The organism is Sphingobacterium sp. DR205, from assembly GCF_011064245.1.
GTDB classification, from domain to species: domain Bacteria; phylum Bacteroidota; class Bacteroidia; order Sphingobacteriales; family Sphingobacteriaceae; genus Sphingobacterium; species Sphingobacterium athyrii.
Genome location: NZ_CP049333.1, coordinates 326,714 through 347,975 on the forward strand (window position 1 = coordinate 326,714; position 21,262 = coordinate 347,975).

12 protein-coding genes are annotated in these 21,262 nt (G+C 44.5%); 2 read left to right on the top strand and 10 right to left on the bottom strand.

The window, feature by feature from the left end:
* Positions 1-7: 7 nt before the first annotated feature.
* Both G6053_RS01440 and G6053_RS01445 read left to right on the top strand, forming a co-directional pair.
* Positions 8-3,184 carry a sensor histidine kinase gene (locus tag G6053_RS01440; protein WP_165305340.1) on the top strand — a complete coding sequence of 1,059 codons (3,177 nt, stop codon included), beginning with the start codon at positions 8-10 and terminating at the stop codon, positions 3,182-3,184.
* A gap of 2 nt (positions 3,185-3,186) precedes the next feature.
* Entirely contained in the window at positions 3,187-3,951 is a 765-nt protein-coding gene (locus tag G6053_RS01445; protein WP_165305341.1) for a response regulator, read from the top strand.
* A 122-nt stretch (positions 3,952-4,073) separates the two neighbouring features.
* On the opposite strand, the gene G6053_RS01450 is transcribed toward G6053_RS01445, so the two are convergent.
* The 10 genes from G6053_RS01450 to G6053_RS01495 all read right to left on the bottom strand — a co-directional run bounded on the left by G6053_RS01450 (position 4,074) and on the right by G6053_RS01495 (position 21,257).
* Positions 4,074-5,612: a family 43 glycosylhydrolase gene (locus G6053_RS01450; protein ID WP_206531852.1), complete on the bottom strand. Its 1,539-nt coding sequence runs from the start codon at positions 5,610-5,612 to the stop codon at positions 4,074-4,076.
* A 52-nt stretch (positions 5,613-5,664) separates the two neighbouring features.
* The gene (locus G6053_RS01455) at positions 5,665-6,666 is read right to left on the bottom strand and encodes a DUF4973 domain-containing protein (protein WP_165305342.1); all 1,002 of its coding nucleotides are present in this window, start codon (positions 6,664-6,666) and stop codon (positions 5,665-5,667) included.
* 80 nt (positions 6,667-6,746) lie between these two features.
* A complete protein-coding gene (locus tag G6053_RS01460; protein ID WP_165305343.1) occupies positions 6,747-8,765 on the bottom strand; it encodes a RagB/SusD family nutrient uptake outer membrane protein in 2,019 nt (672 codons plus the stop codon).
* 11 nt (positions 8,766-8,776) lie between these two features.
* On the bottom strand, positions 8,777-11,845 hold the full coding sequence (locus tag G6053_RS01465) for a TonB-dependent receptor (RefSeq protein WP_108635209.1): 3,069 nt from the start codon (positions 11,843-11,845) through the stop codon (positions 8,777-8,779).
* A gap of 88 nt (positions 11,846-11,933) precedes the next feature.
* Positions 11,934-13,325, bottom strand: a complete 1,392-nt coding sequence (locus tag G6053_RS01470) for an IPT/TIG domain-containing protein (RefSeq protein WP_108635208.1) — start codon at positions 13,323-13,325, stop codon at positions 11,934-11,936.
* Positions 13,326-13,383: 58 nt separating this feature from the next.
* Positions 13,384-14,562: a glycoside hydrolase family 88 protein gene (locus G6053_RS01475; RefSeq protein WP_165305344.1), complete on the bottom strand. Its 1,179-nt coding sequence runs from the start codon at positions 14,560-14,562 to the stop codon at positions 13,384-13,386.
* A gap of 1,031 nt (positions 14,563-15,593) precedes the next feature.
* Positions 15,594-16,592: an OmpA family protein gene (locus G6053_RS01480; protein WP_108635206.1), complete on the bottom strand. Its 999-nt coding sequence runs from the start codon at positions 16,590-16,592 to the stop codon at positions 15,594-15,596.
* A gap of 175 nt (positions 16,593-16,767) precedes the next feature.
* Positions 16,768-17,925 (bottom strand): hypothetical protein, encoded by a 1,158-nt coding sequence (locus G6053_RS01485; protein WP_108635205.1) that lies wholly within the window; start codon positions 17,923-17,925, stop codon positions 16,768-16,770.
* A 492-nt stretch (positions 17,926-18,417) separates the two neighbouring features.
* On the bottom strand, positions 18,418-19,392 hold the full coding sequence (locus G6053_RS01490) for a hypothetical protein (RefSeq protein WP_165305345.1): 975 nt from the start codon (positions 19,390-19,392) through the stop codon (positions 18,418-18,420).
* A gap of 2 nt (positions 19,393-19,394) precedes the next feature.
* Positions 19,395-21,257 carry a RagB/SusD family nutrient uptake outer membrane protein gene (locus G6053_RS01495; RefSeq protein ID WP_165305346.1) on the bottom strand — a complete coding sequence of 621 codons (1,863 nt, stop codon included), beginning with the start codon at positions 21,255-21,257 and terminating at the stop codon, positions 19,395-19,397.
* Between the last annotated feature and the right edge of the window lie 5 nt (positions 21,258-21,262).

The following is a 21,262-nucleotide window of genomic DNA, read 5'->3' on the forward strand; positions in this document are numbered from 1 at the left end:
ACAGATTATGTCTTATCCTATTTTTTTAGTTTGGCTGATCCTGCAGTTTAGCGTAGTGGTTTGCCATGGTCAATATTATTTCAAGCACTATCAGACACAGGATGGACTTCCTCACCATGCTGTTCGCTCGATCTTACAGGATAGCAAAGGCTTTATGTGGGTAGGCACACGTGCTGGCCTATGCAGATTTGATGGCTATAATTTTAAGCTTTGTGAGAATAAAAATGATCCTTTTAATAACATCGGCAATAACGTAATCAATACCTTGACAGAAGGGAAGTCCGGGATACTATGGGTCGGTACAGGAAAAGGGATGTACCATTACGATACCGTTCGTGACCTGATCTCGCCAGTTGAGCTGATCCCCCGGGTGTATATCGAACAGGTGATTGCCAATGGTGATGAACTCTGGTTTATTGCCAATTCCTCGCTATGGCGATATAGCATAAAAAAAAGAAAGGTCACAAACTATCAGATGCAGACGACCGCCTTATTTCTGGATAGTGCTAAAAATCTGTGGACGGGAAATAAACAGGGAGAAATGCATATTTTCGATTCTCAAGGGACACCTCTAAAAACCATGAAAACGGTGAGCGCGATCAAGCAGTCGAATATCAACACCATAAGCGCTATTTTTCCGCTTGATGATTCCGGCGTGCTCATTGGTTGCTTTGGGGCTGGACTCAAACACTATGATCTGGATAAACGGACGACAACGAAAATTTCACTTAACGGAAAGGACGACAGCGATCTATTTGTTAGGGATATCTGTAAGGGAAATAATGGAGAATATTGGATCGCAACCGAATCGGGCGTGTATATCTATAATCCCGATACCAAAAGCTGTCGGCATCTTGCCAAGCGTGCCGATGACCCTTATGCCCTGACGGATAATGCAGTTTATAAAATTTGCAAAGATAAAAGTGGCGGGCTCTGGCTGGCCACATTCTTTGGTGGACTCAACTATTGCTCCCTTGAAAATGCGCGTTTCAGGAAATTCTACCCCATTGCAGGACAAAACTCGATATCCGGATATGCTGTTCGTGAGATTGTTCCTGACCACCGGGGTAATCTATGGATCGGAACTGAAGATGCAGGTCTCAATAAGTATGATACCCAGAGGCAACTTTTTATGCGCTATCCAATGACCGGTAAACAAGCGCTGTCCTATCCCAATATCCATGGTCTGCTCGCTGCCGGAGATCACCTTCTTGTAGGTCCTTTTCATCGGGGCTTGGAAATTATGGATATCCGAAATGGGCTAATTGCTCAGCAGCACAGGTCTGTCGGCCAACCCGCCGAATCTGGTAACGACTTTGTTCTGAGTGTCTTTCAGACAAGTGATAGCACGATATTAGTCGGTACGGCTTATGACGAAAATGCCGGACTGTTCAGCTATGACCTCAAGAGAAAAACTTTTGATCGTATCAACTATATTCCTGATCGGCCTTATGTGCTGACCATCCGCGAGGATAGAAAAGGGTATATCTGGGTGGGCACTATGTCGAATGGTGTCTATTACTATCACCCAAAGTCAGGCGTACAGGGAAATATTCGATTCGGGAGCTCGGTTAAAACAGGTCGCATCACCGAATTTCCGGTATACGGTATCCATGAAGATAGCCAGGGGGCAATCTGGTTTGCCACAGAAGGGGGCGGCCTGATCCGTTTAGCCCAAGATCGAACAACAACAAAAAGATATGATACATCTACGGGATTTCCAACCAATGTGTATTTTAGTTTGCTCGAAGATGATTTTCAGCACCTTTGGATAAGTTCCTTGAAGGGGCTTTTGTGCCTGGATATCAAAACCGGAACTTTTAAAAATTATCAGCAAGCCAATGGATTGATCACCGATCAGTTTAATTTTAGTTCGGCCTACAAAGACCGCACGGGCATCTTGTACTTTGGATCAGTAAAAGGGATGATCGCCTTTGACCCCAAAGATTTTTTAAAAACAGGACCGCCCCCGCCTTTATTTATTACAGGCCTTGAGATAGACAATAAAGCGGTCCATCCCCGAGTAGATAACAGCCCGATTAAACGCGCTGTAGTTTACCTCGACAGTATCTGTTTAGATTATAACCAAAATAATTTTAGTATCGAATTTGCCGCGCTCAATTATGCATCTCCAGAGGTCACCAGATATGAATATATACTGGAAGGATTGGCCCAGAAACGAACAATTCTTGCTAGCAATAGAAAGGCTTACTTTACTGATATCCAGCCCGGAGAATATATTTTCACTGTTAGGGCCAAAAGCAATACAGGGAGCTGGTCAAGTATTGAACGCAGGCTTGTCATTATCATAAACCCGCCATTCTGGAGAACATTTTCCGCCTATTGCCTATATACGTTATTGGTTCTTTTGTTTCTGGCGCTGATCTGTTTTTATTACCATCGATGGACACTTCGAAAAAACGCAGTAAAGCTCATGCGCTTTGAGCGTGAAAAGGAACGAGAAATCTACGCTGCTAAAATAGAATTTTTTACGCATATTACCCATGAAATACAAACCCCGTTGACGCTGATCCTGGGACGCGTACAGCGCATGCTACGAAAGTTCACTGATAGTGATACAGTCAGAAAAAACTTATTCCAGGTGGAGAAAAATGCAATAAGACTGACCGAACTGACAGCAGAACTTTTGGATTTTCGAAAAACAGAATTACATCAGTTTGGGCTCAACTTTGTAAAAACGAATATTGTTGACTTATTAAAGGAATTGGTCTCCTCCTTTGAACAGATGGCGGACCAAAAAAATATCCTATTGAGCTGTACATACCCCAAGGATGATGTCATCGCCTTTGTCGACCGGGAAGCTACGATCAAAATATTGAGCAATCTGCTCTCAAACGCTATAAAATATGGCCTCACATACGTGGATGTGAAGCTGGCAGATCCTGATACGGAAAACAATAGATTTAGCGTCCGGGTTGAAAATGATAGCCGGCCCATTCCTGAAAAATTTGCAAAAAAGATTTTTGAGCCTTTTTTTAGGATCGACAACAGCTCTGGTTTTGGAACCGGGATCGGCCTTTCGCTCGCAAAGTCACTCAGCGAGCTGCATAACGGTACACTACTGCTTGTCGAAAACGGGGGTAAGATCGTAGTATTTGAATTGGTTCTGCCACTACGGCAGGATAGGGAGTTTGAACTCAGCAGTTGGAAAAAAATAAATTGATTATGAGACAACACATACTTATTATAGACGACAATCTTGAAATTCTAGAGTTCCTGTCCGAAGAATTGGACGAAAATTACCATACACACACCGCCGAAAATGGTGAAAGTGCAAAACAGATCCTGGATAACGAAATTATAGATCTGGTGATCTCGGATATTATGATGCCCGGAATCGATGGTTTTGAACTCTGTAAATTCATCAAATCTAATCTGAACTATTGCCATATACCGGTACTATTGCTTACCTCCAAAAACAGCTATGCCGCACATATTGAAGGACTTGAAGTCGGCGCCGATGCTTACGTACAAAAACCTTTTCCTTTGGAACTTTTACTGTTGCAGGTGGACAATCTGCTAAAAAACAGGGTGAATATAAAAACACACTTTGCGCATGCACCTTTTGAAGATGTACGTATGCTGGCACCCTCAAAACTGGATGCCGAGTTTTTACAAAAACTGGATGCTTATATCAAAAAAAACTTTAAATATCCCGAACTTGGCATAGATCAGCTTGCTGAACATATGTTAATGAGTCGACCAACATTTTATCGCAAAATAAAGCAGCTCTCCGCGCTTTCGCCCAAGGAGCTTGTCGATAAAATACGCTTAAAGAAAGCGACCGAGTTAATGGCTCAAAATGAATTTAGCCTACAGCAGATCGCTACGATGGTAGGCTATAGTTCACAAAGTATTTTTAATAAAAACTTCCACAAATATTATAAGGTATCTCCGTCGACTTATCTTAAATCAATGCCCAAGGCCTAAATTGACGGGCTGATTTGAGCGTAAAAAAATAGGCATAAGCCGGCAACCCTGCTTATGCCTTTACGAAATTAACCGATATATATGATCAGGCTATTTTTAAAATGGTGATCGCTACATGCAAGCTAGCCACTATTGCGGAATATACCCACTTCAGCCAGCCCGGGCTGTTGTTGGTTGTCGTAACCTGATTTGGGTACGAGTTTAAAATACCGGAATTGCTTGGTTTGCCTCAGGTCGATAAACTGTCTTAGGAGATTGACATCACTCAACGAAAAGGTGCCCAGATTTTCCCAGTTTTGATTGTCGTTGCCGACATGGATCTCCAGTTCCCTGATCTTTCTGTCGCCGTCTTTCTGATGGATCACAAAACCGTCTACCGATTGAACGGATCCGATGTCGATGGTTATGTAATGGTCGGGATACTGCGTGGGATTGACTGAATAGCGTGTTATCCAGATGGAATTGACATTGTCATCGATCACTGCGGCAGCCAATCGGTTATTATTCGGCTCCTCGGAACTAAAACCAGCGACAGTCCAACCGCTCTTGTTATAGATTTTTCGCCATTTTTCTCCCGATGGACGCCTTTGTTTGAGTGCAGCATTGGATGGTAGTCCAAAATTGGGTGATCCATCTACATGCCACGAAAATTGCTGAATATAGGGACGACGTATGGCATTGCCATCGTTGGCCACACTGCGTGCGTGATAAATCATCCAGTCTTCCTTTCCGTCAGGAGATTTAAAAAATCCGTTGTGACCGGGACCATAAATGCTACTTTCGGGTCTCATGGAAAATACGGGATGGTTGCGTTTGGTCCAATCTGTTGCCTGTAGTGGATCTCCGCCTTCTTTTAAAGAGAGCAGGCCGAGGCAATAACCGTCAGACCAGTAGCCGCTGCCAGAATAAACGATGTAGACTTTACCCTGGGGATTGATCAAAACCTGAGGGCCTTCGTTGATCGGATTTCCGTTTTTCTCCCAGGAATAGGTCGGGGAGGTAATCATGACCTTTGGTCCGGAGATGGTCCATGGATTGCTCATGGGAGCAATATAGATATTTTGGGGTGGAGCGCCGGCATCGCCTCCTGACCAGATCATATACATTTTTGCGCCGTGCCGCAAAATGGTACCGTCAATGGCCCATTCATTTGTACTGTCAGAAATTTTGCCTTTCATCTCCCAGTTGCCCTCTACGGGGGTAGCAGAAGAATTTTCAAGTACATACATCCTGTGGTTAGCATTACTGCCATTATCTGCAGCAAAATAGAAGTACCATTTGCCATTTATTTCATGCAGTTCCGGCGCCCATAAATTCTTTGAAAAGGGCTGATCTGCCGGAGGTATGTAGACTTCATATCTACGAGCGGAAGCGAGTTCGGACATGCTCTTGGTTTCGAGGATCACAAGCTTGCTGCCCTGGGTATAGGTATAATAATAAGTATCGTCTTTTTGTATTACCCAGGGATCAGGACCACCAGACAGCAGCGGATTGGAGAAGGTGCTGTCCACAACTACGGTATCGTCCGTAGAGTGGTCTATCGGCTCCTCACTACTTTGCGGGATGGGATCGAAATCGCTTACGTGTTTGGTCTTTTGACAAGCAGATACCCATAACATGCTGCTCATCATAAAGTAAAAGGTCACTGTCATTCTTTTCATGGATGTAGTTGTTTGATTAATTTTTTGTTATTGCTGAGCCTCAAATCTCATGTTACCATTGTATTGCCTGGTCTTCATCGGGAATTAGGGTATTGCGGGAGCGCTCCATGGTCATGCTTCCTTCGGCACGGTAGCGCATGGGTACACCGGGCATGGTGGTGATATCGTCATATTTGTATTTTAGATAGACCGTGCAATATTGTTTGACCAAATATTTTTTGGTGGCGTCTGCGATCTCCCGTAGCTGATAGGTCGGCTGCCCAAGCATCTCAAAGTTGATGGACTTGTCAGCAGCGTATACATGTAATGTGCCTGATTTTATTCCGTTAACATCCTCCGAAGGTTCCATAAATTCCATGATGATCTTGTAACGCCCCCGGTCTTCTGACTTCTCTTCCAAAACGCCGGCATAAAAAAACACCGCTTTTTCGTCTACCACCCAGGATGTCCGCACGCTGGATACAAGTGGGTTTTTAGTCTGCCCGTCGGCATATACATTCATCGATGTGGCTGAATAATTGCCCGAATAATTATTAAACGGTTTGACGTAAAGTAAGGCCTTGCGCCATCCTTTGCGATTATTGGTCACATAGGTAGGGTCTTCCTGAATCGACAACGGAAGCACATAGCGCTCGACCAGGTCAAGGTTGTCAAACTTAAATCTGATCGGATAATTTTCAGTATGTGCTCCTTTCGGAATCAGACAGCTTTCATTGGGCAGCGCAAAAAACTGCCTGGGAAGCTGTTTAAAATACAAATCTTTACGGTATTGATATTTTTCCTGATTAAAAGTTGCCAGGGTATCACTATCCACATCCACCTTGACGTAGATGTCTTTGTCGTTTTCCCTGGAGCCGCTGAGAATAATTGGCAATTTATAGGTGACTTCGCCGGTCTTGTTATAGCGCAGATAGACCTCGGACACACCCTCACTTCCGATCGGTGCTTTAAAAGATACCATTTGTGTATAGAGTTCTTCTTCCCACTCATCATTACATCCAGTTTGAAACAGGGCCAACGCCATTGTTAAAATATAGATATGAAGCTTTTTCATCTGTTGTTTATTTCTAATGCTTAAAAGATAATGCAATACGTATTGCGGTGTTTTCTGTTAATTTTCTCAAAATTGTAGCATCAATCGAAAGAAGGCCATCCCGGCGCTTGTGTCATGCGTCTATTTTTGCGGAGCTCATCCCAGTCTACGGGCCAGAAATACATTTTTTTAGAAAATATTGTCTGGAGTTGCGGTACGCGCACAGGTGTATAAAATAGATCTGCATTGTCTTTGGTCATATACACGTTGTAGCCGTAGATCTGCTCCGCCTCGTCTACAGGAGCATCTTTCCATCTGCGCAAATCGTAGTACCGCTGATTTTCGCCCAGCAATTCGATTTGTCGTTCACTTTTTATTTTACGGCGTAATGCTGTCCGGTCGGTATATATGGTTGTTTCATAATTGGGGACGCCCGCCCGTATACGGACCATACCGATACTGTTTTTCATCTGATCTATATTTCTACTGATCTGGTGGGTGGTCTTGCCGTCCCAGCTTGCGATCATATAAGAACCGTTGATCTCATTGAGTGCTTCAGCATACATGAGCAGCAGATCGGCATAGCGTATGGCAATCTCCACCTTGGGGTATATCTTGCCGCCATTGCCCGTAGCATTATCTTTTGGGTTGACAAATTTCATCATACCAATTCCAGTGGGTAGCCAGCGGTCACCATTGATCATGCCCTCATTTTCGCCCCGATAGTAAAAGATCTGTTTGTTGGTGACATTGGACAGGTTGGAGGTAGCGCTAGACATAGTCCACAGTGCACCACTAAAAGCCACTGAGGCGTAAAATCGCGGTTCACGATGGGCAAAATCCTTCCAGGCGTTTTCCATGAGTGGTTTGAACTGATCAAGTTCGGCCTTTTGAACAAACATATTTGCCCCATATTTCTGACGGATTTCTTGCCTGTTAAATACTGTTCCGTCATTCATGGCATAGGCATCACACTGTTTTAAGGTAATGCCATGGCAGTTATATCCACCGCCCACCTGCGGCATCTGGTGTCTGGTCAGTGCGATAATGCCATGGTTCTCATCGGTTTGATTTTCTCCTCTGGTAAAGATCATTTCTGGATTTTCGGCAGCATATAGATCACCGTTAAATACGGCACGATAGGATTCGAAAGGGTCGATATTCGCCCATCCCTCCGGAAAGTTCTTTTCGGAGTATTCAGGATGATGAGGAGGGGCGATGGTGGCGGGATAGTCTGCTGTGCCTTTGACTTTAAAATCGGCGGTGTATAGCTTGTAGGTATTTAAATCGATCACATCTTTGGTCGCAGCAGCTGCACGTGCCCATTTTTCTTCGTTGTATTGTGCCGAAATCAGCATTCGGCCTTTATCGTCAGTAAAGTCGCTCATCTCGGCGTTACCGTTGGCAAGGGGGCTTGCAGCATATAATAATGCTTTGGCGCGTGTGGCCAATGCCGCTCCACGGGTCGGACGGGCGATATTGCGGTTGTCACGTTTCAAAGGTAGATCTTGCGCTGCCAGGGCCATTTCTTCGGCAATAAAGTTGGCTACTTCATCGTAGGTGTTGCGCGGGTAGGCAAGTTTGTCGTAGCTTTCGTCGTAGTCTACACCTTTGTCCGGCATAATCGGTACTGGACCATATTTGCGTAGGAGCAGCCAATAAAGGTAGGCGCGGATAAAGCGTGCCTGCGCCTTGTAATCTGCTACCTGTTTGGGTGTGAAAGCTCCGCCTTCGGCCATGCTATGGATCATGACTGAGGCCTGGCGGATTCCGCCATAGGACTGTGCCCACGATTGGCGCTGCCAGGTATAATCGTACTCCCCAAATTTAAATCGCCGGTACTCATCGCCGTTGCCTCCTCCGGATTCATTATAGAACATATCGTCCGAGTAATTGGAGATGGTATAATTTCGGTGGCCCATTTCGAGGTTGTAATCCAATAGTTTGTTGTAACAGTTTCCTAGCCATTGCTCGGTATAATCCTTGCTTTTAAAAATGCGTTCTTCACTTTGTCGGTCATCAAAAAAATGTTCGACATCCAGGTATTTGGAGCAGGAGCTAATGGATAGGCATACACTGGCACTGATCAGTAAGGGTGTGAATAGGTGTATTTTCTTCATGATTGCTATCGTTAGAGGTTGATGGTAAGTCCGAGGGTGATTGTTTTGGCCAGTGGGTAGGCCTGGCCATTGGAGCTATTCATCTCGGGATCCCATAATTTAAATTTGGAGAAGGTCAGCAAGTTCGTGCCCATGGCATATAGGCGTGCCGATTTGACGCCAACTCTTTTTGTGAATCCATTGGGTATGGCATAGCCTATATCCAGGGTTTTGAGCCGCAGGTACGAACTCTCCCTAAGCCAATAGGTTGAAGCGCGGTAGTTATTTGCGCTGCCCCCATAACTGAGCCTTGGATATTGGGCATTTACATCTTCGTTGACTCCGAGTATCCAGCGGTTGGATTCGACCACATCGGTCAGAATATTTCCCCAGTCCCCCTGACTGAATGGGTATACCGTGTAACCATTGATAAAGAAGGAAGATTTTCCGGCACCTTGAAAATGCACGCTCGCATCAAAAGACTTGTAATTTGCTGATATGCCAAAGCCATAGATCAGGTTGGGGTAACGTGTAGCGCCGATCGGTACGATATCGGTATCGTCAATCTTACCGTCACCATTAATATCCTTGTATTTGATATCCCCGGGTGCTGTGCGTCCAAAACTTTGGGTGGCGCTGCTACGGATATCTTCATAGTCTTTAAATAGTCCCAAGGCAATAAGCCCTTTATTCTGATTAACCCGAAACCCCGAAAGGGTGGTGTAGGGATAGTTGCTAAACTGATCATCGGCTTCCAGGATCTTGTTTTTACTGTACGTCATTGTGCCACGTGCAGTTAAACTGAGCTGATTGATTTTTTGGGTAAACCGCATCTGTCCATCAAAGCCTTTGGAGAGGGTAGATCCCACGTTGGCCCGGGGATCCTGCCCCTGTAGGCCTACCACAAAAGGAATATATTTACGTTCCATGTATATTCCGTCGCGCTGTTCATGAAAGTAGTCAAGCTGTCCGCCAAATTTGTCATTGAAAAAAGAAAAGTCGAGCCCGAGGTCGTGTTTGGTGGCAATTTCCCAAGTAATGGAGTTGGAGGCTATACGCGAATAAGTGAGTCCAGGGTAGAGATTTTTGCTTTCGATATCGCCCCAATTGTAGCCGAGATTTTCATCGGTGCTGAAAGAAGCTAGATACGGGAAGCGTACGGGCATGGCGTCATTGCCTACCTTACCAAAGGAATATCTGATCTTGAACATGTTCATCCAGGTAAGCTGTTCTTTGATGAATTTTTCTTCCGCTATGTTCCACGCGGCGGAAACTGCCGGAAAGAGATCAAACTGATGGCCTTTGGCAAAATTCTCTGACCCATTGTATCCGAAATTGAAGTCGAAGAAGTAACGTGATTGATAACCGTAGGTAAACCGGCCTGCAAGTCGCTGATTTCGGCGTTCTATGCCTTGCATGATATCTTCACCATAATTGGAGGTATTGACGCGCTTTTCCTGGGTATACTGTATTACTCCACCTAGGCTATGGTCTTTGATGCGTTTGTTGTAATGCAGTTCACCTTGCATCGTTTCAAAGCGGTCACCAGTGGCATTGGAACGCTGGGTCAGCAGCTGCTCGGTAATTGTTCGCTTGAGTACAAGATCGCCATCTGAGTTGCGTAGCCGTTCGGCCATCCAGCCTTCTGGCCATTTCATTCTGCGGATATTATTGTTGTTGTTAATGTCATATCCAAAACGTCCTACAAAACGTAATCCTTTGGTCAGCACATCGAGGTTTTGCTCCAATGTGACATTGGTCTGCAGTTTGTTTTCCCAGTTTTCGATATATCCCTGCTGTGTGATCAGTACCCATGGATTCTGCTTCTCGGCCCCTCCTCTGGAGGCGACACGGCCATCGCTATATTTAATGGGGATAGATATCGGATTCTGGCCCATAAGCGAAGCCCAGATTTCATCATAGGTGCCGCCCGGGAGATTTTGCTTGCCCAGCGACCCGCTGATACCCACTCTCAACAATGTGGATTTGGTGAGGTTCATATCAATATTGGCGCGGTAATTCCATCTTTTATAATTGGCATTGGTATTATAATTCTTGAGGTTCTCGTCGGTTTCGTACATCCCGCCTTCATTGATGTAACTTCCGGATACAAAGTAGCGAGCCAGAGAGCCTCCGCCGTCGAAGTTGAGCGAGCTACGTTGTGTAAAGGCACCGTCCTTTAAAAACATATCCATCCAGTTGATGTCGGGATAAAGATCGGGATCGAGTCGGTTTTTTATGAGAAAGAGCTCCTCGGGGGTGTAAAAGGGTTCTTCGTTGCGGGTGATGCGTGATTCGTTCATGAGGCTTGCATAGGTGTGTCCATCAACATACCGGGGCGTAAATGTTCGTGTATTGTAGGAGGTCTCATGTTTGCCATTGATGCTCACACGATCTGTTTTTCCTTTCTTTGTCGTGATCAACACAACACCGTTGGCGCCCCGTGAACCATAGATAGCGGTCGTGGAGGCATCTTTAAGGATGGAAAATGATTCGATATCTTCAATACTGATCTCATTCAGGCTACGTTCGAATCCGTCGACGAGGATGAGTGCGGAAGTGCCTGCACCAAATGTGGAAATACCACGTATCCAAAATTCGGACATGTTGCTTCCGGGCTGACCGCTGGACTGCATAGCCATTACACCCGCAACATTGCCCGCCAGGGCGTTGGTGATACTTGAGGTCGGTGTCTTTAGCTGGGAGAGATCAACCGTGGTGACAGCACCCGTTACCGTGGCTTTCTTTTGTGGTCCAAGCGCTGTGATAATGACCTCGTCCATGGCTCTATGGTCTGCCTCCTTTAGGATAACGTCTATTTTTAGATCGTCTTTTATCAGTACTTCCTGTTTTTCGTAACCGAGCATAGCAAACACCAGCCATTGGTATTTTGATGCTTTAATCGTATAGTTTCCTTTGTTGTCAGAGGCTGTTCCCAGTCCCGGTTGGTCTTTTATGGTTACCGTGACCCCGCTCAGCGGTTCCTTTGCCTTGTTGATCACACTTCCTGTAATGGTTACCGGTACACGCGAACCGTTCTGTGCATAGTTGAGCGTAACGGTCATCAAAGCCAGTAGGAGAATTAGAATTCTTTTTTTCATCGGTTTATTATTGGTCAATATGGCCCTTCGGACGCTATCTTTTGATCACAGCGTTTTAAGGGATCTTTATGTATGCTTCTGAATTGCTTTATTCAATAGATATGGTCCGTATGCGTTTATTGTTGCGCTCGGCGATATAAAATATCTTGCGTTGTTCATCATAGGCAATTCCGGTCGGATCAGCAAACCGGGCTTCCTTGCGCGGGTCGCCGTCAATGTAGCCGCTTTTACTGCCATCGGGCGTGGGGCTGCCCTTGCCTGCAAACGTGCTCACCACACCTGTGGGGGCTAACGTACGGATACTCTGGTTGTACTGGTCGCAAAAGTAAAAATCATATTCGTCGGCCTGGCCTGCATAGTTGGGGTTCTTGACAAATACACCTTGATAAGCGCGCTCAATTCTGGCGGAGGTCCCGATGGCATCGACGTCACCTTTGGCCGTCGGGCTGCCGGCAAAGATAATGGGAGGTTGCAGTTCCCGGGTCGTCCAGTCATATAGGCTCTTGTAAATACATCCGTAGGAAACGATGTAGGCGTAATTGCCTGTTGGATGAAAAAAGATCAGCGAACTGTTATTGGTGTTGCCGCCGATCTTAAACAGTTCCTTGGGTCCGAGCTCATTAAGGAATGGATCAAACACAGCCTTTTTGATGGCGATACCTGCATAGCCATTGTAGAACATATTGTTGTGAATGGGGTGTGGGGCGCAAGAGTAGGCCGCAGGATCATACAGATAAGGGTGTACCCGGCGATAGTTTTCGGAGCGAAGGGAGTAGGCGATCGCGACCTTGGTTCTGGCAGTCAGATTCTGGTTGTCGTCAGTGAGGAATAAGGTATCTGTATTTGCACTTAATGTCGTGGTCTGCATTTTTGTAAATCCGGCCTGTCCGTTGGTAATGAGTGTCGAGACTGTTTTCGTTTCCAGGTCTACCCGGCGCACCGCCCTGTCCAATTCGGTGACGAAGAGCGCATTGCTTTCAGGTTCGTAGGTGATATAGGCTGGATAGGCAAATCTTGCCTCATCAAAATTACCATCTATAATGGATGAATTGCCGTTTTCATCCACATTCCCGGCGAGAGTGCCTACGGCGGTACTTTTGGCATACTGGAATTCATCGGGGAAAATGTGTTCCACCGATTCTCCGGAGCTGCGGCTGATCACAACTTTTACTTTTCCCGAACTGGTGTACCGCGGGATCATGCAGTAGATCTGTTTGCCGTTTGATCCGACAACTTTGAGTTCCTGCTCGCCGATAAAGACTTTAATTTTGTTGACATCGTTGCCAAAATTACTTCCTTCGATATACAGCCTAGTGCGTACCGCCCCTTTTTTTGGGGCAAAATCGTTAAAAAGGACCGGGCCGGCAGGGGCATCGGCCGTGGTTTCGCTGGCACCGTCTTTTTCCTTACAAGAATAAAAAAGGATACCGAAAATCACAGCTATGCTGAGGTGTATGAAGTTCTTTCTACACTTTTTCATTATAAATTTTGGTTAAATAGGTGAAATAAGATCTGTGTTGTATGGTTTCTGGCAAGGGCTAATTATCCCGGCCGCTTGCCAGGAGGACGTTGACACACCAGAGGTAGGGCGCCTGCCCATGAAAGTCACCGGTATGGCGCGGACGATCATAATAATATTGCTTGTCATTCTTTTTATTGGTACCAACACAGACATCGGATACCGCTCCCTCGGCGCTTACTTTGTCAACGAGTGCAGGCCATGCCTTTTCTATGGCTTTTTTGTAATCTTTTCCAAGCCAGCCTTGCTTTACTCCGTTGATGAAGGCGTAGGTAAACATCGCTGAACCGGAAGTCTCGGCCCAAAAATCTTTTTCGTCGATCAGCTGGTTCCACAATCCATTGGACTGTTGATACTGCTTGAGGCTTTTCATCATCTTGAGGTATCCGGTCATGATCCGTGGATAATCCTGATGGGATTTGGGGAGATTTAATAGCAGCTCGGTCATTCCGGCGGCCATCCATCCATTGCCCCGGCTCCAGTAGAAGGGTACATCCGGGGCATGATAGAAAAGGCCGTTCGGGCGTTGCAATTCATCCAGGTAGCGTACCATTTCTTTGGCTGCGCGATCCAAATATTTGATATCTCGACTCACTTTGTAGGCTTGGGTCTGCACGATCGTAATCATGTACATGTCGTCGATCCATAACCTTGTTTGCCAAGAGTATCCTTTCGTGGCCCAATCTTTTTCCTGCTGTGTGGCATCTGCCGGTACTTGCCATTGGCTGTCCGCATAGCGCATTCCCAGATCTTTGTAATCGGATCTAGGATGATGTTGGTAAAACGCAAGAGGCAAGCTTCCAAACATGTTTAAATCGACGTGATTCATCGGAGGAAGGAATTGTTTCTCTGTGGAAAGCAACTTTTCAAATTTTTGTTTCACTTGCTCAAGTAACTGTTCATCTTTGCTGATAGCGGCAAACTTAAGGGCGCCAGCCCAATAAAATGTTTCGGGGTAACTTATCCATTTTCCGGCATGGAGCGCATGCTTTGCATGGACAAATCGGGCAGCGATTCTTTTACCGATCAGATGAGGGCTATAGTTTCCTTCGAATTTAAATTGATCAGATTGCTTTTGCGCATAAGCCGACGGAACACTTGTCCATACGATCAGGCAATATAGGAGGATGTTCGTAAGGCGGGAAAAATTGCTTTCTTTTGGTAAAAAGAAGCTGAAAAGTTGAGCGATGATGTTCATAATTTAATTCGGTTAAATTCTGACGATCTTCAAACTACGCGAAGTATAGGTTTGATTTTCTTGAAATTCGCGTGTCCATTAAGCCGGAATAACAAGTAATCGTGAATTTGGGTTTATAACTTGGTTTTATCTAATACTGCTAATTTCGGGTTATGTACAATATCAATTCATTCATTCTTTTGTTGATTTGTCTCAGATTTTTTTAATCTGTTTTCCAACGCGGTAAGATATGCCAAACAGAGCGAGCAGAATTATCTTGCGATCTATAGTGAAAAGACAAGTAAAAGTATAGTAATTATTTAGAAGATAATGGAATGCCGAAGGCTGAGGTAGGGGATAGGTCTCTAATTGGAGAGAAATAATCTGTATTTCTTGCTATTGGATGTTGATCGGAAGAAAATATGGCTGATTTTTTGGTAAAATAAAAAAGGTTTTCAAGCTGGGAGAATGAAAACCTTTCAATAACCAATTATAAACCTAATAAGGTGCTGTAAATATCGTCATTTTTGTTTTATTTTTCAATTTTTTTGTTAAAAAAATACCATTTATTATTTTTTTGCTATTTTATTGATGCCTAATAGGTTTTAATTGAATTTTTTTTCTTGTTTTTATTGCTTTTGTTCTGTATTTCTTTTGTTTTTAATGAATAATAGTGTTTCTAGTATGGGTAACTGCTGTTTTTTGATTAAATCTTGTTTTCTTATTCCTCTAATTGCTACTTTTTTAAAATATGTTATTAAACTTTTTCTATTGCGAACTTGTTGATAAGATGCGAACTTGTTGATAAGATATATGAAAATATGATGCGATCTAATTGTGTCAAAAACTGTATTAAGGCCTATTTATACTGTCTGTTGTCAGTCAGGTGACCCGGAAGGTCGTTGGGAAGCAGGAAATTGCTGTACCAATAGCAGCACTGAGACGAGAAGGTTGCCCGGCTCCCGCTGCTTATAACAAAGGTATCTAACACTTATTTGCCCCTATGGCGCCTTCTCGTATCGAAAGCGGCATAGGGCTACAAAAAGTAAGGTTTATTTGATCTTAACCAGCTCGACACGGCGATTTTTTGCTTTGTTTTCTTCGGAGTCGTTGGCTACAAGCGGTCGCTCGGCGCCGTAACCTTTGGCTGATAGGCGTGACTTGTCTATTTTTTGCCCTACTAAAGCAGTCATCACCGCGTGCGCTCTATCATCAGATAGTTTTTTATTATGTGCCGCATCACCTGTATTGTCCGTATGCCCTTCAATGGCGATTTTAAGGGAGGGGTCATTTTTTAGCGCTTCGGCAATCTGAATAACCAGATCAGTGCCCGCTGTGGTTATGCTGGACTTATCGGTGTCGAACGTGATGTAAACAATTGATTTTCCGGTCTCCGATAGATCCTTGCTGATGTCGTCTGCCGTGATTTTTTGGATGGTTTGTTTAAAGTTGTTTTCCTGCAGTATATTCAGCTTGGCACCAGCATTATTTGCTGTATATTGAATAAAGATATTGCCCTGATTTTTACTACGGATGACGTATACACGGATCTGTTCATCCGCATAGCCAATATCACCCTCGTCACCTTTATAGGGGTCTTGTTTATGGTACCGTTCGTATTCTTCGCGCGTGATGGTGCCATCGAAAACTTTAACAGCACCTATTGATGCTAAGTAATCTTCCATACTCTTTTCAAAATAGCGTTGTGAAAACTGCGTACCCTGCTCATTGGTAATATTTGCTTTATACAGCCTTCCCTCGTAGGGTTTCATGATGCCATTAATCGCGAAATAGCAAACATCAAAGTCCTTATTGATGGGTTGGTTCATCTCCTTATAGCCTTTTGGTGGGGTAAAAAAGGGGAATACACCGATATCTGCATCCGAATAGGGGATGCTCGCAAGCTCGAGCGTTGCCGATGTGTCAATTTTAGCAGGCTCCTCCGTCGCTGTTGTGTCTTGCGGAACGGGTGGCGCTGCGGTTTCTTTTGGTTTTTGATTACAGGAAACCATAACTGCTGCAAGTGCAAATAATAGTGCTGTTCTTTTCATGATCTGTTCTTTTCTTTTTTTGCAATGACAAATTTTGTGCCTAAAGGGCAAATAACAGGCTGATTTATTATAAAACAAAGCATGCTGTAGTTGTGACCGCTCACCTTTATTAAAAAAACATTTCCATTGGGAAATGGCTCTTTCTTTTGATCTTGACCTGAATATTTGTATGTTCTTACCTATAACGCGGCATCTTCAAGATATTACGTAACTCCTCCTCCGTGTAGCGCTTATCGCCACTATGGAGCAATTTGAATCCACAGACAAGCCGCAGTCCATTCATCGAAAAAAAACGAAGTTCATATACATCCCTGGAGTAACCGGTAAGCTCCATCAGTTTGCTGCGTGGCATTCCCTGAGGATAACCATGCTCGATGCTTTTGGATTTATAGAGTTCAGCAAGCTGCTTTTTGCTGAGCCTGCAGCGCTCACGCGTACTATGAGCCGGCTTTTGACCAAAAGATTCAATAAAACGATTTAAGCGTTGCCCGGTTTTCCAGACCATAGCACCCGATGTGACACCCATTTTGGCTTCCAGTTCTTTTGTCGTCGGTGCCCTGCCGAGTTCTTTGGCGAGACTGAGGTAATAGTCTTTGATGCTAAACTTGGTTACGGGTATTTTAGTACCGGCGAGATAACATAAGTTGTTCCAGCCAAATTTTTCCTTCAGGTACCAAACCGAGGGATAATTGTCAGGTTTTAGCCGTTTGTAGTCTTTATAATATTTGATACGGTGCTTTTTGATCAGCTTGATCACTTTCTCTTTGGCTTCATCTACCGTCATCGTGGTGACCCGAAAGTGAGACTTTAACTTGACGTACTCCAGTACATCGGCCCAGCTGTTGACATTTAGATGCCGGTAATAGGATAATGGATTGTAGAGTCCGTTTTTCCTTGTGCAATCTGATATATTCGGCGATCGCCCATGTTTAAGGTAAAATTTGACCAGTGAATTTTTTAGCTTTCCAATGGAAGGAATTCTACGGTCATTGGGCGCAAATCCGGCTGCTGAAATAAACTTGTTCCAGGATCCAAAATAGTTATTTATAGTAGATGATTGTGCAGAAAATTCCCTGCGCATGGGAATCCGGCCGTTCATTTCATAAAAATCGCTTACCAGGGCCAATAGTTTGGCTGTTATCTCTTCTTTTGTTCTGGTATTAGGCTTTAATCCCGCCGCAAGAATAAATTTGTTCCAGGCGCCAAAATATCGGCGTGCGATCGTATTGATGTCTTCCATCTCCCGCCGGACCGGAGTTCGGCCATGTTTGGCGTGAAATTCACGCACTTTAGAAAATGCATGGGCAATAATATCTTCCTGTGTTTGTTTCAAATTATTTCTCCTCCTTCCTATACGATGATACTATTGCCGAGCCAATTGTAACCATAAATTTCTTTTGACTTAACCTTTTGTTAAAATCACAGAAGTCATGGAAATCGATTGATAATGCTGTGCATATTTTGAGAACCGATTCCAGTGTAATAGGAATACTGCCTATCTGGTAACCCTGTAATGATCGAATATTAATGCCCGTCATATGGGCTAACTCCTGTATAGGAAGTTTTGTGAAGCGCAAAATCTCATCGATACGACCTGATACCGACTTAGAAAGTTCGTTTTTTTTAGCTGTTTTTACCATGCTAATATGCTTGACTTAGGTTTACTATAAAACAAGATAAAATGACTGTTAATATAAAGGTAATAATTTTTCTTTAATTTTACGCGCCGTATAGTGCCTCGCTTGCTATTGCTTACTTTGAAAGTAAGAAAGGGGTACGCACAAGGCTGTGGTACCCCCGGTATTAAGGGAAAAAAGGGACAAGATTAATTTTGACGTTTGATACTGATGTTCAGGTAACGGTTGTTGTCAAAACCACTCAGGGCATTGACGATAACGACACCATATTTTTCGTCCGGAGTCTTAAAATAAAATAGGCTTCCCACCTTCAGGTCTTCTAATTTGAGGTTAGCTGTCTTACGTGAGATCGCATTCGTTTTTATGGCTTCACCTGAGGTCAATGTATTTAAAAATGCACTGGTCTGATTGTTTTGGATGCCCGAAAAATAGGTTGCGCGGCCTTTACCTGCAAGATCGGTAAAATCAAAGGCACCAAATGGAATGGGACTAGCCTGAAGCGAATAGATGTTGTATTTAAAGGTGAGACTTCCATTGGGTTCCACGGTGTACGTCCGGTACATACCTAGATCTATTTTCTCCGGATGTAGTTTGGCCTCGGCATAGGTATAGGTTTTACCTTCCATTAGGTCGATAAAGCAGGCGCTGCTCCGGTTTACGCTATCAGGCATATAGAGCACGCGGTTGTTGAGATGAACGTAATCGGACAGTACATTGTAGGTAACGGAGGTAGAGCCATCCCCCATAAACACTCCTTCTCTGTCAACGGCCATAATCCGGAAGGTGCTTTCGCCGACTTTATCGGCTCGGATCTTGTATACATAGCGAAAACTTCTTTTTTCTGGTTCCCCTAATGGTATTTTTAGGACAGCGGCACCGGCTCCATTATAAAAGATCCAGACCTGGTGCATATCTTTGGATTTGGAGCTGATGGTAAAATCAACGAAGATGGAGTCACCTACGGCAACATCCTTATAGGTGCCGATATTGTGTTCGTTTTCCATATGAAGCGTGACGGATACATCTTCAAATAGATTGAAAATATTATTGTCGCCTTCACGTTTACAGGAAAGTAATGTACCCAATAGGAGCACAACGAATAAATAGTTTGCTTTCATCTGTAAATAATGAGGTATAATAGCTGTTAAATAGGAACGATTCATAACTAATCATTTAAAGGGTCAAATGTACCGCCTTCATATCCGATAGTCTGCTCCAACAAAGGGGAGGAGTTCATAAAGGTATTGGGAAGGGGATAGAAATAATAATAGTCACGGAAGGCAAAGGCACCATTGGAACTCTCTGCACGCAGGTTGTAAGGATATTTAAAATAGGTCAGTACCGTATCGCGGTTGTTCATATCCAGACTTTCGCGATGGCGGATACCGGCCGCCGCGTTTACCGATTCGAGATACGTTTTTGCTGCCCCAGATTTTGCTTCAAATAAATAAGTCTGAATAGTCCCCTGCAAGGTATGCATACGCCGTGTCCGGCGTAGGTCGTGATAGCGTTTGCCTTCAAAGGCAAATTCAATCTGCCGCTCGTTCATCATAAGATCGCGCATCTGCTCTTTGTTGGATGCCAGCGATAAGCCATAGTCAAAGTTTCCCTGTGCTATTCCGGCGCGCTGGCGAATGCTGCGGACAAGTTCCTTGGCAAGGGAGAGGTTGCCCGTTTCATTGGCTGATTCAGCATAATTCAACATTACCTCAGCAAAACGGATTTCGATCCAGTCCATGCCATTACCGCCCATATCGTTGGCAATCCCAACAGCTGCAGACGAAAGTGCCGGATTGACAAATTTTTTACAATAAAAAGATTTAATGGAGAATTCATCTTCGGCATTACTGTAATTCCATTGTTTTCTTCCACTCTTACCACTTAAAGGCCATTCGGCACCGTTATAGACAATGGTATGTTTAAATCTGGGGTCGCGGTTTTTCCAAAACAGTGCGTCGTCATAACTTGTATTGCTGCTGTTGGCCGGGGTGCCGTCCTGCATGGGGTAAGCGCCTAACAATAGGGTCGTAGGGACATAATAATCCGCTGGTGACCCGCCCTCAGATACTGGACGTGAAGCACGCTCAACAACCGTGAACCGCTTTGGTGATGTTGCTGAATAGGAACGGACAATCACGGCCTCGGTATTTGCAATGCCTTCTTTTAGAAAGATCTCGTTATAATTGGGCAACAGGGCTCGGCCGTCGGCTTTGCACAGGTCATAGGCCTCTTTGCTGGCCTGCAGAGCTGTTTCCCAACGATGTGCCTCATGGGGGTGCGTGGGATTATCTGTAGGATTGAACTGTGGACTTGCCCAGTACAATAGTGCTTTGGCTTTCAGTGCTGCCGCCGCGGCTTTTGTTATTTTTCCGCGACCTGTGGCGTCGTCCCAAGCCACACCATCGAGATTGACCATGGCCGAATCCAGATCGTTTACGATCTGCCCAAAGCAAGCCTTTGCCGAAGCTCGGCCCTCCAGTTTCAGGTTATCGGGATTTTGAGGTTCAAGAACCAAAGGTACACCGCCGTACAGCCGGGTGAGCTCAAAATAAACCATAGCACGTAGCGCATAAAACTGGCCTAAAAATTTTTTCTTTACATCAGTCGTAAGCGTGCCTGTTGGGATATACGCAATGGCATTGTTGCAACGGGCGATGTCAAAATAGCGGTTATCACCGACATTGGTACCCTGATATTTGCTTGCAATGTATTTGACATCATTGAGCATAATTTCACCACTTAATCCCAATACTTTTTTGCTAGGGCCATTGGTTCCCGAGAAATAGTTTTCGTCACTGGCATAGTGCATCTGCATGTCATTGGTGGTGATCTCATGGGGATGGGTCGGCATAATCATGGCATAAGTGCCCGCCAGATAAAATTCTATTGCGCCTTCGTTGTCCCAGATACGGGCGTCAAGACCTCCGTGATCGACCAGTTCAAAAAAATCATCTTTACAGCTTTGGGTCATAAGGACGGTACTGGATGCCATGAGTAGGGCTATGATATAATTAAAATGTCTTTTCATGTCTT

Coding starts and splice junctions, on each gene's coding strand:
- G6053_RS01440 (WP_165305340.1), top strand. CDS start 8: ATGTCTTATCCTATTTTTTTAGTTTGGCTGATCCTGCAGTTTAGCGTA.
- G6053_RS01445 (WP_165305341.1), top strand. CDS start 3,187: ATGAGACAACACATACTTATTATAGACGACAATCTTGAAATTCTAGAG.
- G6053_RS01450 (WP_206531852.1), bottom strand. CDS start 5,612: ATGAAAAGAATGACAGTGACCTTTTACTTTATGATGAGCAGCATGTTA.
- G6053_RS01455 (WP_165305342.1), bottom strand. CDS start 6,666: ATGAAAAAGCTTCATATCTATATTTTAACAATGGCGTTGGCCCTGTTT.
- G6053_RS01460 (WP_165305343.1), bottom strand. CDS start 8,765: ATGAAGAAAATACACCTATTCACACCCTTACTGATCAGTGCCAGTGTA.
- G6053_RS01465 (WP_108635209.1), bottom strand. CDS start 11,845: ATGAAAAAAAGAATTCTAATTCTCCTACTGGCTTTGATGACCGTTACG.
- G6053_RS01470 (WP_108635208.1), bottom strand. CDS start 13,325: ATGAAAAAGTGTAGAAAGAACTTCATACACCTCAGCATAGCTGTGATT.
- G6053_RS01475 (WP_165305344.1), bottom strand. CDS start 14,562: ATGAACATCATCGCTCAACTTTTCAGCTTCTTTTTACCAAAAGAAAGC.
- G6053_RS01480 (WP_108635206.1), bottom strand. CDS start 16,592: ATGAAAAGAACAGCACTATTATTTGCACTTGCAGCAGTTATGGTTTCC.
- G6053_RS01490 (WP_165305345.1), bottom strand. CDS start 19,392: ATGAATCGTTCCTATTTAACAGCTATTATACCTCATTATTTACAGATG.
- G6053_RS01495 (WP_165305346.1), bottom strand. CDS start 21,257: ATGAAAAGACATTTTAATTATATCATAGCCCTACTCATGGCATCCAGT.